This is a genomic window from Corynebacterium urinipleomorphum (assembly GCF_900155535.1).
Taxonomy (GTDB): domain Bacteria; phylum Actinomycetota; class Actinomycetes; order Mycobacteriales; family Mycobacteriaceae; genus Corynebacterium; species Corynebacterium urinipleomorphum.
On record NZ_LT706963.1, the window covers coordinates 161,632 to 176,380 of the forward strand.

Consider the following 14,749-nt stretch of genomic DNA (forward strand, 5'->3'; position numbering starts at 1 on the left):
TTGTGAAAAAGTTCCTCGTCGCCGCGACGTTGACCGCGGGCCTGATTGCCGCCGTTCAGGCGGCCCCGCAGGCTGCCGCGATCGATGTGATTCCCGGCGATCCAGGGGAACGCACGGACGTGGTGGTCTACCACCCCGACGGGCACTGGACAGGGTCGCCCCACGCGCGTGAAACACGCCCGGCGCTGTCCTTGGCCAAGCTCTATTTGGGCTACTACGTGCTGTCCAACGGCACCCCGGAGGAACAGGGCAAGGTGCTGCGCATGATCCGGGTCTCCGACGACCTGCTCGCGGTGGAGCTCGATGAGGAGTACCCGGACGCCATCAATAAGGTGGCCGAGGAATTTGAGCTTGAGGACACGTACAGCACCGGTTACTGGGGCAAGTCGGGGACTTCGCCGTACGATCTGGCCAAGTTCGTGACCATGATTCGCGACGACCCCGTTGCGGAGCCACTTATTCGGGGCATGGCCAACCACGCCCCGTATGCGCAGGACGGCATGAAGCAGGACTTCGGGACTGATCAGCTCGACGGTGCGATCGGCTCCAAGTTCGGGTGGGCCGATGACCGCGAATCTGCTTTCGGCTCCGTGTCCTTCGGCGCAGACTGGGTGGCCGCCGCGATGACGTACGGCGACGTGGACGAGCACACAGACGATGTCCACGAATGGATCGACCAGGAAGAGAAGAACCCTCTCTCCTTCGGTTTGAATGACTCGACTACTGACAGATTGACCGCGCGCAACGGGGCGGGCGAGCTGTTCATCTGGATGACGGACCAGGGCCACTGGGGGCTGCGGACCCTGGACGTGCTCTAAGCCCCGCTCAGTTTCTGCGCGGTGTCACGGACGATCCGTCGGAATTCCTCCGGAGTGGCGATGATGCCGGGGCCATCGCCGATCTGAGATGCCGCGTAGCCGTCCGCCGGATATAGAAGCGGTGCAGCGTCGACGGGGTTTACTGAGTATTGGTCAGCAACCCGCTGCGGCTCCATGGCCAGCACTGCGGTGGTAGAAGGCTCCTGCTTTGCGATGAATTCGAGCGCGGCAGACACCGACCCCTCGTTCGGATCCTCGATGTCCACGATCGTCACACCGGAGAGCTGTGCCACCGCGGCGACAAGGGGACGCCAGTAGTGCTCGAGCGAGCGAGGTCCGAAACCCGGGTGGGAGGACACGGCCCACGGTCCGGTAGGTGATGCCTGGGCGCCGCCGGCGGGCGCGAAGACGCGTGCTCCGATCCCGGGGACGTCCTGTATCTCAACGCCCATCCCGTAGGCCACGCCGGGCATGGTGTGGTCCAGGCCGGAGCCAAGCATGAGCATCGCGGCGTGAGTCAAGCGGTCCGGCAGCGCGGCGAGGTACCTGTCGAGCGCTTCAGAGTCGCCAGCGTCGGGCACCGGGTAGCTCGATTCCATGTAGGAGACCAGCTGATCCAGCTGTTGCTGCGGCGGGAGCGAACGCTCGACGCCTCCGACGTTGAAGTCCTCCAGGTGCTGCTCGTTGACCGGATAGGCGTCGCCGGCGTTTCCCTGGGGCAGGGGAGCGTCAGGCTCGACCTGTTCCGGGACATGGCGCATCCGCTCCTGCGCGGCGGCGTGGTCGGCGGCGCCGGGGAAAGAGGCGTAACGGCCCGCGGGGGAATTAGGGGAGTCCGTCACCAGATCACCACACGGTCATCGGGTGCGACCCACATTGCGGAGTCCTCGTCGACATCCGGGAATGCCTCGTAGAACTCGGCGACGTTGCCGGCAATCACGTTGCAGCGGAATTCGGCGGGGGAGTGCGGGTCAATAGCCAGGTACTGCTCCGCCATTTCGGGGCGTATCGCAGTGCGCCAGATCCGGGCCCAGGACAGGAAGAGACGCTGCAGGCCGGTGAACTCCTTCCCGTTCAGTTCCTCCGACGAGCCGTCGGTGTCGAAGGGGAGCAATGGGCCGTCGTCAAGCTGCTTGTCCTTGAGGTAGTTCTTGTACGCCACGACGGCGATGCCAAGTCCACCCAGGTCGCCGATGTTCTCGCCAAGGGTGAACTCGCCGTTGACGCCAGCGGTGTCGCGGCCTTCCAGGACATGCGGGACGAGGCCGCTGTACTGCTTCACCAGCTTGCTGGTCAGTTCCTCGAAGCGGGCGCGGTCGTCGTCGGTCCACCAGGAGTTGAGGTTGCCGGTGCCGTCGTAACGCGAGCCCTGGTCGTCGAAGCCGTGGCCGATCTCGTGCCCGATGACGGCGCCGATCGCCCCGAAATTCTCAGCCGGGTCGGCGTCGATGTCGAAGAACGGCGGACGCAGGATCGCCGCGGGGAACGTAATGTCGTTGACCACCGGGTTGTAGAACGCGTTGACGGTTTGCGGTGTGGTCACCCACTCGTCGCGGTCGGCGGGTTTGCCGATCTTGGACACCTGGTAGTCGTGCTCGAATTCGGCGCCTGCGCGCACATTGGCCACGAGGTCTTTGCCATCGCGGGAGAACTCGAGGCCCTCGAAGGAGCGCCAGGAATCCGGGTAGCCGATCTTCGCACGGAACTGCGAAAGCTTCTCCAGGGCGCGCTCGCGGGTCTCCGGCGACATCCACTTCAGCGCGCTGACGCGCTCGCGGTAGGCGGCGACAAGGTAGTCGACGAGCTTCAGCATCTCGTCCTTCGCTTCAGGAGAGAAGTGCTTATCGACGAACTCCTTGCCCATGTCTTCCCCCACCAGCGACTCCGCCAGCGCGATGCCGCGCTTCCAGCGGTCCCGCTGCTGCGTTGCGCCGGACAGGACGGTTCCGTAGAACTCGAAATTGGCGGCTCCGACTTCCTCCGGCAGAATGCCGGCGCGGGAGATGAGAATGTGCCATGTGGCCCACAGCTGCCAGTCGGGGAGGGTCTCCGCGCGCAGCATCTTCGCCAGGTCCCCGGTGTAGGACGGCATCATGTCGATGACGCGGCCGTCGGTGAGCCCCGAGCCCCGCAGGAGCGTCTGGATGATGGCCGGAAGCTCAGTCAGCTCCGTCGGGTTATAGGTCTTCACAGCGTCGCGGCTGGCTACGACGTCCCAGTGGCTGTGCGCGATCTGCTTCTCGGTGTCCACGATGCGTTCTGCGGCGGTGGCGGCGCTCAGGCCGAACAGGCGCGACGGGTCGAGGAAGCCCAGCATGCGCTCCACGTGGGCGCGGTATTTCTCCAGTGTTTCCGCGTGAACTGGATCGCGGTAGTAAGCCTCGTCCGGCAGGCCCAATCCGGACTGCACCAAATAGGGGACAGCCTCGTCGCCGCCGGAGTCCTTCTCCACCCAGTAGCTAAGGGGACCGGAGATGCCGCTGCGGTCCAGCACACCAAGGTTGTGGGCCAGCTCGTCGATACTGGCGACGCTGAGCAGCGCGAAGTCCTCGTCCAGGGGTTCGAGACCGGCTGCGTTGATCGCGTCGGTGTCCATGAACGAGGCGTACAGGTCGCTTGCGCGGCCGGAGCCCTCCTTGACCAGTTCATGGACATCTTCCTCGGCACGGTCGCGCAGGCCGTGGAATGTTCCGTCGACACCTCGGTCGTCGGGGATGACGTGGCTTTCCAGCCAGGGTCCGTTGACAAGTCGGTAAAGGTCCTTCATGAGGCCCCATGGTAGTGAAACGCCGGGGCCACTTACGTGACCCCGGCGGATAGGACTGGGCGAGTGGCTCTAGTCCTCCTTCTCGTGCGGGTTGCGGATCTTCATGTCCGACGGTTTCCACCAGCCGGAGCGGGTGATCTCCTCGTGGGTGATGTCCGCGGGCGCGGGTTCCTCACCGAGCGAGTTGGTGCGCAGCATATAGCGGTATGCCGAACCCCAGTCGCGGTGCCAGTCCTTGTCCAGGTAACCGGGCATCTCGTACGCGTAGTTCACCGCTTCCGCCGTGGACATCGCGCCACCGCCCAGGAAGTCCTGGAAGCCGCTGAGCTGCTCTTTGCCCGGTGCATCCGGTGAGATGCGGAACTGCGGGATCTCGGTGACACCCGCATAGTGGCTGAACGTGCGGTGGCACGGGAACTGCAGGGCCACCGGCCAGTCGAGCAGGCCCGGGGTGTCCGAGTCGAAGACGTCCGTGATGTGCTCCAGCGTGGGGTTGCGCAGCGGAGTCAGGGCCATCCACTCGTACGGGTCGAGGTTGATGTCCTCACCGACCAGGCGCACCACATTCGCACCCTCCGGCAGGTCCGCGATGGGGTAGCGGAGGTTGCGCCACTTGACGGACGGGCCCGGATCCATCATTTCGACTTCGCCGATGTTGGTGACGGAGCCGCCGCTGTTACGCGTGCCGTATTCGAGCTTGAGGGTTTGGCCCTCTTTCTCCTCACCGTTGATGTCGTGGTGCTCGAGGCGACCTGCGACGGAAGCGACCAACAACGGTGCTTCTTCCGTAGCTTCAGGGAGCTCGAACCAGGAAGTGGTGATCTCGGAGGAGGTTTGCGCCTCCTCGTCGAAGGTGCCCAGAACCGGAATGCGGTTGTAATCCAGGTTGAACGGCAGGCGCACCGTGGATCCGTTGATACCCACCTGGTCAGCGGAGCGGTTACCCTGCGTGCCCGCGCGGCTGGTGGACTGGACGGTGTCGGAGGTGACGTCATCACCCTGGCCGTTCGAGCCGGTCGCGGTCTCGGTGGCGGCGGAATCCTTGGCAGCATCACCGTTGGCAGAATTCGTGGAGTTGGTGTTCCTTGCGTTCGCTGTGCTGTCGTTCGCGGCAGGGGTGTTGCCGATCGCGCCGACGCTTGCGGAGCCCTCGTTCTCCGAGTCGATGTAGGCGGGCACGCCCTCCGGGTGGAAACCACGGACGGTGCCGGACTCGAGCGACTTGCCCAGCGGAACACCGTCGATCGGAGTGAGGAAGGAGTCGTTGGTGTCGGTCTCTAGGAGCACATCGCCGCTGAGCTGGCAGGAGTCGCCCTTTAGCGAACGCACGTTGCCCATGCCCACGGAATATGCGGGGGCCTGGTCGACAAAGGATTTGACGAAGGTCAGGCACGAGAAGGCGACCATCAGGATGGAGGCGACGGCGATCGGGGCTGTCATCACTTTGGCGAAGCGTGAGCTTTCCGCAGCTTCGGCGGCCTCGAATTCTTGGACAAGACCCGCTTCTTCTGCCTCCGCGTGGCGCTGGTTGTAGCGCAGAGACTGGAACACGCCCACGACGACAGTGATCAGGCAGAGCCCAAGCATGACAGTGCTTGCTTCCACACCCTTGAGCTGAACAGTCTTGTCCCACCACGGAACGGCGAAGGACGAGACGTACCACCATGCGTTCCAACCGGCGAGAGAGATGGCCAGGAGGAACATCACTGCGGCGAGGGAGAACGTGCGTGCACGGGCGGAGCGCGCCGCGATCTGCGCCAGCACCACCGCGCCGAGAGCAGCCGCAGCACCCGCGATGCCTGCGTAAATACCGAAGTGGTGGGTCCACTTCGTCGGGGTGAACATGAGGAAGAACATGGACAGCGCGAAGATGGCCAGCATGCGCTTCGTCGGGGCCTTCGCTGCTCCGTGGACTTCGCCGAACCGGGACATGCTCCACAGCACCAAACCCAGGCAGAACAGCAGCGTGAACATGGCGTACCTGCGGGTGAGCGACCCGTCCACCGCCGCCTCAAAGAGAGTGGAGTAGCGGACGTACTCGTTGTACCACTCCAAAGCCGGGCCGACTTCGGAGCGCACCGCAGTGGCCTCCAGCACCGCGGCGAGAGTCTGGTCGTGGAAGACCGGAATCATTACCGCGAATCCGAGTCCGAGGAACGGCAGGACATACGCCCCGGCGGGAGCGTATGCGGTGCGCTCGCGCAGGATGCGCAACAGCTCTGGCAGGCACACCAAGAAGACTCCCACAGCGGTCAGGCCGGTCGGACCGCACGCGAGGGTGAATGCAGCGAAGACAGTGCCCAGCGCGGCGGGCAGAAGACGGCGCGAGGCGATCGCGCTCTCAAACGACGCCCACGTGACAATCGTGCCCAGTGCGATGATCGGCTCCGGGCGCAGGCCGTTGTCGTACGGCATCCAGAACGCCAGGAACATGAACGCGGCGGTCCAGTACGCCACGCGCCGGGTGGCGATGGTCTTGCCCAACCGCGGCAGAATCTCACGCGAGAGCACCCACCAGATGGCAATGCCTGCCAGCAGCGTCGGGAGGCGCATCCACGCGGAAGCTGTACTGATCTTGGCCAGCCACGACAACAGGTTGTAGAACGGGGCGCCGAAGGGCGACTCGGGCACGCCGTACCAGCGGTAGTAGTTGGCCATGTAGTCCGAGTCGTTGGCCACGCGCGCCATGGTGAGCAGGAATCCGTCGTCGGACGTATTCGCACCGAAGAAGTGCCAGAACAGCAGCAGGCCCACAACCACAGCGTCCAACGGTTTGAACGTGCGCCATTCCGGGCGCAGCGCGCGGATCCGGCGGCCGTCCAGCAGGTCGAGGCGCGCCAAGGACCACAGCGCCACGAGGGCGGAAATCGTGCCCGCGATCATGACCAGCCACTTCACCACGGAGGGGTGGGAGGTGAAGCGGGAATTGATTTCGACGTGGGCGGTGAGTCCGGCGTCGATAAGCGCCTGCGCTTCGTCCTCCGAAAGCTCGGTGTAGATACCTGTGAGCTGAGGGCGCATGTCCTCATCGGTTTCTTCCGCGAAGTCCGTGCCCGGGACTTCTACCGTGACACCGTCACCCGTGGCATGCAGGTGCAGTGCGGCGTCCTCCTCTTTGCGAGCCTTGTCCAGCTCGTCGGGTGTGAGCTCGAAAATGACCTCGTTGAGCGAGGAGACCGTCAGGCCGCCGCTCTCCGGCGCGGTGACGAACAAACCGCGGTCCAGGGCTTCTGTCGAATCGGCAGGCAGCGTGGACAGCACATTCGTCTGGCCCGGGTTGAGCGAATCGGTCACGCTCAGCGGGATGGTCAGATCCATGCTCTCCGGCGCCAAGGAAATGAGCGGCGCGTTGACTGAGTTCAACGACCCGTTCTGCGGCCAGTCGAAGGAGGACTGAATCTGCTTCACCGGCAGCAGCGGGGTGAGCACGAAGAACAGGAACGCCAGTGCGCCCGAAAGCATCGCTGTGCGGTTCAGTTTGCGTGGGCTTCTCTGGGCGGCCTTTTCTACGCGTTCTACGCGGGTGCTGCCCACGACGGACGAGGTGTTGTCTTTGGCCTTGCTCACCTTGTTCACAGCGCGTGATTCTACTTTCTGCTGCTTTGTCACTTGTTGCGGACCACCACCACGAACGGACCGAACTGCTCGACGGTCCAGTCGCCGGAATCGAATGCCTTCGGGTTGAAGAACAACGCCTCGTAGTGCACGTTCGGCTGGCTCGGGAAAATGTCGTGGGCGATGTGCGTCTTCCACGGCTCCTCCGGGTCCGTCTCGTTGCCGCGCAGAATGAACACGTCGGGTGCACGCCAGCGCTCGTTCGTCTCATCGATGGCCTGGGTGAATTTCGCCGGGTTCGACAATTCGCCAAACGAGCCGCGGGCCCAAGAAGCGATGGCTTCGTTGCGGGCCTCGAATTCACCCAGCGGATTAGCGTAGTGGCTGGTGAAGGCATTGAACCCGTGGTACGGGTGGTAGGCCATGAAGTTGATCTCGTCGGTGAGCAGCACTGTCTCCGAAGGCTCAAAACCACGGCTTTGAATGAAGTCGTTCATCTCGATGTAGTAGCGGCCCACATCGGATTCGCGGCGGTCCGCGCGCTCCCCGTAACCGTCGGTGCTGGTGTACGCCTGATCGATGAAGCTCTCGTTCTCGTCCGGGATCTGCTGGATGTATGCCAGGGCGCCGGCGGCGAGTAAGACCACGAATGTGGCGGTCACGGTGCGGTTGCCCCGCTGGGTAAGCCTGTCGGGGTAGAGCGCCTCCACGCCGACGAGGCGCAGATCCGCGATGGCGAAGATGCCGGCGGTGGACAGCAGAAGCGCGATGAGCACTTCCACGCGGAACCCGAGCAAGGTTGTGCCGATCAGCGAGATCACCATCGAGCCGAACACCCACGCGTAGCAGACACTCACCGCGATAGCGAGGTAGGTGATTTCCGGTTCGCGGAAGCGCGCGATGATGTAAATGAGGCCCAGCAGGCTCAGTGCACCGACGGCGCTGAGCGCGAAGAACGGCATCGGGATCGTCGTGCCCTCTGAGGGGAGGAAGTGCTGCGCCGTCGAGGTGATCTCTTCCGGGCTGGACAGTAACCCTTTGAGGTACGGTGCCCACGCCAGGAGAGCAATGGCGATTGAGCCGAAGCCCATCACAGCCAGTTGGCGCAGCGGCACCCACCAGCGCTGCCCGCGGGGCCGGGCGACCATGGCGATCAGAGCGAATGTGACCATTGTCAGTGCGACGATGCCGGTATAGAGGGTGTAGAAGCAGGCGGACACCCCCAGGAAGACCATCAGGCCGATCGTCGCGTCCCAGGAGCCCCGCATGGCGCGGCAACCCATGACAGCCGCGGCGGGAACACCCATGGCCACGATCGCGGCATAGGGCTCATCAGGCACCATTGCCAAACAGATTGCGGTGGTGGCGATCGCGATGGCCGTGGCCACAGGGAGGGAGCCGACAAGCTTGCGCCACACCGGGACGAGCGCGGAGCCCGCAGCGGCGAGTGACATCAGCGCCCACGGTTGGTACACCTCCCAGCCAGGCATTCCCAGCAGGTGGGACATGCGTCCGCCGAGCCAGAACCACCCCAGCGGGTAGAACGACGGCATGTCGATGTAGTTCATGTCCTGGTTCGCGGCGGTTTCCGCCATGCGCGTCAAGAACTGGGTGCGGAAGCCTTGGTCAACCTGGATGCCGTCCAGATACAGCTTGGTGGCCGAGAGTGGGATCCCTAGCGCGGACACCACGAGGCCGGCGGGCGCGAGGGTGCAGACGACCTCGGTGAGGAGTGCGCGCCAGCGCGGTCGTTGCCCGTCGCCGTCGCGCAACCACAGCCAGGTCAGTAGCGCCACAGCCACGATGACCAGAAGGGAGCATGCCGTCGCCAGGGCACGGGTCACCATTGAGACGTTGAACGCGGCCAATGGCACCGAGTGGAGGACGTACCAGCAGGCGAGCGCAAAGGCAGCGCCGCCGAGAAGGGCGCACACAAAACGCACCAGGGCGCTTACCGTCGATAAGCGATCTGGTGCGTAGGCGGAGACGCGTCCGCGCTCCGCGATTGTCGATCCTGACTGCCGCTCGCGCTGCTCGGTGAGGTGCTCTGTCATACCTGACAGTGTCCCACAGCGCGGGGCAGTTGCCGGTATTAGAAGCTCAAGCGGCGCATGATCGGCGCCGGAATGTGCTGCAGCACGAGCGAGATCGGGCCGAAGAGCTTGTGCACGAAGACGTTCGGCTTCCCGTCGAGGGCCGCGGAGACAGCAGCCTTCGCGACATCCTGCTTATCGACGGTCAACGGCGCCTCATCCAGCCCCTGCGTCATCTTCGTACGGACCTGTCCCGGACGGACGACGGTGACCGTCACACCCGAATCGCGCAACGCCTCGCCGAGCTGGGTGTAGAAGCCGTCCATGCCCGCCTTGGTGGCGCCGTAGACGAAATTGGAGCGGCGCACCTTCATGCCCGCAACGGAGCTCATCGCGATGATCGTGCCGTGGCCCTGCTCCTTGAGCTTCTGGCCCAGCAGCACGCCGACGGAGACGGGCGCGGTGAAATTGGTTTGCGCGGATGCGACCGCGGCTTCCTGGTTCTGCCACAGCTCCTCCTGGTCGCCCAGGGTGCCGAAGGCCACGATGGCCACGTCGACGTCGCCGTGCGCGAAAGCCTCCTCGATGACAGCCGGGTGGGACGCGGTGTCGAATGCGTCAAAGTCCAGCACGCGCACTTCGCCGGCGCCGTGGCTGGTGACCTCTTCCACAGCGGCGTCAATACGCGGGCTGTTCTTGCGTGCGGCGAGCGTCACCGTCGGGGAACCGCCGCGGGAGGCGAGCTCGTCAACGATGGCGAGACCGATCTCGCTGGTCCCGCCGAGAAGAAGGATGTTCTGTGCTTGTCCAACTGCGTTGAGCATTATGTTTCCTCAGTTTTGTCGGGTGGGGCGGGGCTAGGAGAGTTCCAGGCGGCGGGACATGTCGGAGGCGAAGACCCCGGTCGGGTCGATCGCGCGGCGGGTCTCAAGCCAGCTGTCCATCTCCGGGTACATCTTGTGGAATTTCTCCGCGGAGGTGCGGGACTCCTTGGCCAGGTAGAGGCGACCGCCGAATTCCATGACCTGCTCGTCGAGGCGGTCGAGGAAGGAGTGCAGGCCGTCGCGGATGGGGAAGTCCACGCAAACGTTCCAGCCGCGCATCGGGTACGACAGCGGCGCGCGGTTGCCCTCACCGAACAGCTTGAACACGTTCAGCGCGGTGTAGTGGCCGGAGGACTGGATGTCGTAGATGATCTGCTTGAACGGCTCGACCGCGTCGGTGGGAACGACGAACTGGTACTGCAGGAAACCCGCCGGGCCGTAGCCGCGGTTCCACTCCGCGATCATGTCCAGCGGCTGGTAGAACTGCGTCAGGTTCAAGATGTCGTTCTGGCTGGGCGAACCCATCATGTAGTACGCCTCGCCGATCGCCGACAGAGTCAGCTTGTTCATGGTCCAGGACGGGAAGATGTCCGGCACCGTCATCAGCTGCGGGGCAGAGAATTTCAGCGGGTTCTTGGCCAGCTTGGGGGCGTACTCCTCCAGCTGAGCCAGCGTGGCCAGCGAGCCGCGGGAGATCGTGGAGCGGCCGGTCTTCGGCGGAGCGGAGATCGCGTCGAACCACGCGGAGGAGTAGGTGTATCCCTCCTCCTGGCCGTGGGAGTGCTCCTCGATCGTCTCGTCCAAGGTGGACGTGCGCACGGTGTCCGAGATGAAGTAGGCGGTCTCCGTGAACGTCATCTGAATGCGTGCGCGGAGAATGATGCCGGTCAGGCCCATGCCGCCGACCGTCGCCCAGAACAGAGAGCCATCCGGGTCATCCGAGGATCCCTCCGGCTCGAGGTGCAGCACGCGGCCGTCGGCCACGAGAAGCTCCATGGACAGCACGTGGTCGCCGAAGGAGCCTGCGGAGTGGTGGTTCTTACCGTGAATGTCTGGGCCGATCGCGCCGCCGATGGTCACCTGGCGGGTACCCGGTAGAACCGGAACCCACAGGCCGTAGGGCAGCGCCGCCTTCATCAGCTGGTCCAGTGTCACGCCGCCGTCCACGTCGACGATGCCGGTGGACGGGTCGATCTCGTGGATCTTGTTCAGCGGCTGCATGTCCACGACGAGTCCGCCGCCGTTTTGCGCCGGGTCGCCGTAGGAGCGGCCCATGCCGCGGGCGATCACGCCGCGCCGGCGGTTCTCCGGCAGGGTCGCGTTGTCTTCAGCGACCTGGCGGACAGCGTCCTTGATCACATCCACATCCGGCGTGGACAGGACGTGAGCGGTCGACGGAGCCGTGCGGCCCCAGCCGTAGAGCGATTTCGTAGTGGTGTGAAGTTCCATCTCTTCCATCCCCATAGATAGGTGTTGCCCTCATCCGGGCACTGTGGGCCAGCCTAGTCACAGTGCCGCCAGCCCTCGGGGGCCGAAAGGCTCAAATGCGGGAGGAAGCGAGGAGAATCACAACTCCATGATGTCGCGAATCCGCTGCGGCAGCTCCTCTTGGCTGGTAATCGCCGGCCTGCCCGACTCTTTGTATTCGCGCAGCTCCGCGTACACGATGGAGCGGCTCGTGCTGTCCAGCAGCGGTAGTTCCTGGGCTACGAGCCGGGTCATGAAATCATCCAGCGGCAGGTCGGTGAGCTGGGCGGCGATGTGCGGGGAATCATCGTGGTTAGCCATGCGGGACATCTTACGGTGGTCTTGCACGCCAGTAGGATGACGGCATGAGCGAGCAGAAGACAGTCCAGGAGCAGACGGGTGAAACCCGTATCGACTACAACGCGTTGGACAACACCACCGGAGGTCGTGTGATTCAGGCTGCGTTCGCCGGGGTGTTCACGGCAGTGCCCGACTATGTGCAGTCGACGCCGGCGCGCGTCGCGTCGTGGGCGGCTGTCACCGCCGCGTTTGCGGGTACTGTCGCCGCGTTCAACGCTTTCGACGAGGATCCGCGCAATGACCTTACTGCCCGTGTGGAGCAGACCGCGGAGACGGGTAGCCCGGTGAAGACGTGGGGGTTCATTGCCGGCGGGCTTGCACTGTTCGCGGGCGGGGTGCGGTTGAACATCGCGGTGCAGAAGAAGCTTGCGGGCGCCCTGCGCCGCCGCGGAGCGAAACGACCGAATACGCTGCTCGGACTAGGTACCGCGGCCCTCGTCTTTGTCGGTACAGAGGCGAACGCCCGCTTCACAGCAAACTAATCGTCACTAGTGTGGGGCGCATGCCGAGCACGTTGTATCGACCGCGCCGCCGCCAGCAGGTGGCGTCTGTCGTCGACCTCGACGCCGCTCGCGCCCGACTCAGGGGAGCCACGCGCGATCAGCCCCGCACGCTTCTCGTGCGATGCGCGACATTGCTTGCCGACGAAACCGTGCTCCGTCACATCGGTCTCCGCTCCGACAGCACTCTCGAGGATGTCCAGCGGATTCTCCACATCTCCTTTGCGGTCCCGGCGGACACCCCGACTCCGAGCCGGTTCACCCGCGCCGAGTCCGATTCGGGGCGGCTGGATGTCACCGGAAAGATCGGGGACTACCTGAGTTCACCCGGCGACACCTTGTTCTTCCACTGGGGGCTGTGGCAGTTCACTCTCTCCCTGCTGGATGTTTACCCGCGTGACGCGGCTACACCCCGTGCACTGTGCGTCGCTGGTGCCGGGGAGTTCGCGGGGCAACCTTTCGATGTCGCCGCCATCAACGCCCAGCTTCTCGGTCCCTCGGCCGTTGAAACTGTTCTGGCCACTGTCCGACCTGATGTCGTCGACGTGGTTGCCCGCTCCCGGGCGATGGACTTCCTCCCGCTGTTGCAGGCCCTCGACCTGGGTCGCCCCGCTGACCTTGATCCCTCCGTTGCCCAAATTTTGGCAACTCTTCCGCGGGAGCGCACCGCCGCAGCCTGCGACGCTTTCTGGTGCACCGTCCTCTCCCTCGCTTGTCTTGTCGACGAGGCCACCGCCAACGATGTCGCCGAATCCGCCATGGCCGCGCTGGGGTGGGCCCACGAGGACGGCAGGCGCTATTCCGCCGGTGAGATTCACGAGCTCTGTGCCGGGTCCCTGGTGCGGCTCGCATCCGTGGGGGGATATGGGGCGGGGGGCAGGTCGGCCGTCGATAAGCTGGATCTCTATCGTGCGTTGCTTCGGGTAAAGTAATCCGGCGTGTCTTCGAAGGTTGAAAAGACTCGGGCCACGAGCGCGAAGAGTCAGCTACTGCGATTTCTCGTTGTCGGTGTGTTTTGTGCCGTGCTCGATTTCGGTCTGACGTACCTGCTCACCCATGCTTTCGGCTTAACACGCGTGACCGCGAAGATCTTCGGCTGGTGCCTGGGCACACTTGTCGCGTACCTGCTGAACTCCAAGTTCACGTTCCAGGCGAAGATCACCGGCAAGCGTGCGCTAGCTGTGTTCGTTTTGTACCTGTCCACCCTCGGCGTGCAGACCCTTCTGTATTGGGTGACCAACGACCCCCTCATTGCGCTTGGCCTCGTGGACCCCTGGAAAGATGCCGTGTCCTTTGTCATTGCGCAAGGTGTGGCCACCGTGACCAACTTCGTGCTTCAGCGCGTGCTCATCTTCCGCGAGCCGGCGCGCGTGGTCATCGAGGAGCCGCCGCGGTAGGTCTTTGAGGCCGTATGCGCGCTGAGGCTTCGGTCTGCTCCCTGGGCTCTCTGGGCTAGGGGCGCTTGAAGTCTTCGTTCGCGCCCATGCGCAGAAGCTTCAGCCACTCCCTGAACTCTTTCGGGCTTCGGCGCTGAACGAGGAAGAACCAGCCGAAACGGACGAGCTCCTGCAGCTTCATCTTTTGCATGCCGCGTTGGTTGATGATGTACCCGCGGTTGCGGTACGTGAAGTAGCGCTTTGTGTCGTTGTCCGGCCACTGGGCGTGCGCGCGGCCGCCCATGATCGGATGAAACTCCGCCGACCCGTCCGGGTGCAGGTATGCGGTGGTCAGCGCCGTGCCGTACTTCAACCCCGACTGGGCCAGGCGGCGGTGGTACTCCACTTCGTCGCCGCGGATGAATAGGCGGTAATCCGGCACACCGATCTGTTCCATTGCCTTCGCGCTGATCAGCGCACCGTTGAACAGGCTGGCGTACTGCGACAGGAAATCGCCCTCCAGCTCATCGCGGCGGCGGTGCCACGTCAGACCCTGGCGCAGAGGAAATGCGAGGCGGTTCGGGTCGTCGATGTTGCACACGACGGGGGAGACTTCCGCCAGCTGTTCACGCTCGGCGACCGTGTAGAGGGTTTCCAGGACGTTCTTGTCCGCGGGGCGGCCGTCGTCATCCGCGCACCAGATCGCGTCAGCCCCCAAGGCGAGAGCGTGCAGGAAGCCGTATGCGAAACCGCCCGCACCGCCCAGGTTCGTCCGCGATGGCAGGTAGACCGCTTTCTCACCCGCAAGTTCTGTGACTAGGTCCTGGACCGGCGACTCGTGGCCGTTATCCACCACAATCACCCAATCCACCGGGTGCGTCTGCTGGACCACCTGCTCCAGCGAGTGCCTCAGCAGTTCCACGCGCTTGTGCGTCACGATCACCGCAGCTGTAGTCCCCGCCGGATTCAGCCCGGCGGCGGCATTGGCGTCAGCTTCGGCGTGGTCAGCTTTCACGGTGCCGCGGGAGCTTTCAGCGGGGGAATTCATG

Annotated in this window: 12 protein-coding genes; 4 read left to right on the forward strand and 8 right to left on the reverse strand. The window is 64.3% G+C overall.

Translation table 11 applies throughout. From position 1 onward, the window contains the following. Nucleotides 1-2: 2 nt before the first annotated feature. Nucleotides 3-818 (forward strand): hypothetical protein, encoded by an 816-nt coding sequence (locus CZ338_RS03605; RefSeq protein ID WP_087116948.1) that lies wholly within the window; start codon nt 3-5, stop codon nt 816-818. On the opposite strand, the gene CZ338_RS03610 is transcribed toward CZ338_RS03605, so the two are convergent. The 7 genes from CZ338_RS03610 to CZ338_RS03640 form a co-directional block, all read right to left on the reverse strand. Further along, nucleotides 815-1,660 carry a hypothetical protein gene (locus tag CZ338_RS03610; RefSeq protein WP_087116949.1) on the reverse strand — a complete coding sequence of 282 codons (846 nt, stop codon included), beginning with the start codon at nt 1,658-1,660 and terminating at the stop codon, nt 815-817. The genes CZ338_RS03605 and CZ338_RS03610 overlap by 4 nt on opposite strands. Next, complete coding sequence (locus CZ338_RS03615; protein ID WP_087116950.1) at nt 1,657-3,585, reverse strand: M13 family metallopeptidase; 1,929 nt, start codon at nt 3,583-3,585, stop codon at nt 1,657-1,659. Before CZ338_RS03615 ends, CZ338_RS03610 begins: the two co-directional genes overlap by 4 nt. Before the next feature lie 69 nt (nt 3,586-3,654). Next, nucleotides 3,655-7,047: an arabinosyltransferase domain-containing protein gene (locus CZ338_RS03620; RefSeq protein ID WP_087117271.1), complete on the reverse strand. Its 3,393-nt coding sequence runs from the start codon at nt 7,045-7,047 to the stop codon at nt 3,655-3,657. Nucleotides 7,048-7,190: 143 nt separating this feature from the next. Then, the gene (locus tag CZ338_RS03625) at nt 7,191-9,194 is read right to left on the reverse strand and encodes a galactan 5-O-arabinofuranosyltransferase (protein WP_087116951.1); all 2,004 of its coding nucleotides are present in this window, start codon (nt 9,192-9,194) and stop codon (nt 7,191-7,193) included. A 38-nt stretch (nt 9,195-9,232) separates the two neighbouring features. After that, the gene (locus tag CZ338_RS03630; RefSeq protein ID WP_087116952.1) at nt 9,233-9,997 is read right to left on the reverse strand and encodes a decaprenylphospho-beta-D-erythro-pentofuranosid-2-ulose 2-reductase; all 765 of its coding nucleotides are present in this window, start codon (nt 9,995-9,997) and stop codon (nt 9,233-9,235) included. Between the two features lie 33 nt (nt 9,998-10,030). Then, complete coding sequence (locus CZ338_RS03635; RefSeq protein WP_087116953.1) at nt 10,031-11,446, reverse strand: FAD-binding oxidoreductase; 1,416 nt, start codon at nt 11,444-11,446, stop codon at nt 10,031-10,033. Between the two features lie 117 nt (nt 11,447-11,563). Then, nucleotides 11,564-11,785, reverse strand: a complete 222-nt coding sequence (locus tag CZ338_RS03640; protein ID WP_407919357.1) for a hypothetical protein — start codon at nt 11,783-11,785, stop codon at nt 11,564-11,566. A 44-nt stretch (nt 11,786-11,829) separates the two neighbouring features. Here CZ338_RS03640 and CZ338_RS03645 point away from each other — a divergent pair, with 44 nt between their 5' ends. From CZ338_RS03645 to CZ338_RS03655, 3 genes are read left to right on the forward strand one after another with little or no spacing between them, the layout of a single operon-like run. Beyond that, nucleotides 11,830-12,306 carry a hypothetical protein gene (locus tag CZ338_RS03645; protein WP_087116955.1) on the forward strand — a complete coding sequence of 159 codons (477 nt, stop codon included), beginning with the start codon at nt 11,830-11,832 and terminating at the stop codon, nt 12,304-12,306. 20 nt (nt 12,307-12,326) lie between these two features. After that, nucleotides 12,327-13,256 carry a hypothetical protein gene (locus CZ338_RS03650; RefSeq protein ID WP_087116956.1) on the forward strand — a complete coding sequence of 310 codons (930 nt, stop codon included), beginning with the start codon at nt 12,327-12,329 and terminating at the stop codon, nt 13,254-13,256. A 6-nt stretch (nt 13,257-13,262) separates the two neighbouring features. Continuing rightward, nucleotides 13,263-13,721 (forward strand): GtrA family protein, encoded by a 459-nt coding sequence (locus CZ338_RS03655; RefSeq protein WP_087116957.1) that lies wholly within the window; start codon nt 13,263-13,265, stop codon nt 13,719-13,721. Between the two features lie 55 nt (nt 13,722-13,776). Here CZ338_RS03655 and glfT1 read toward each other — a convergent pair whose 3' ends face one another. Then, nucleotides 13,777-14,748, reverse strand: coding sequence for a galactofuranosyltransferase GlfT1 (glfT1, locus tag CZ338_RS03660; RefSeq protein ID WP_087116958.1), 972 nt, complete (start codon nt 14,746-14,748; stop codon nt 13,777-13,779). Nucleotide 14,749 lies beyond the last annotated feature (1 nt).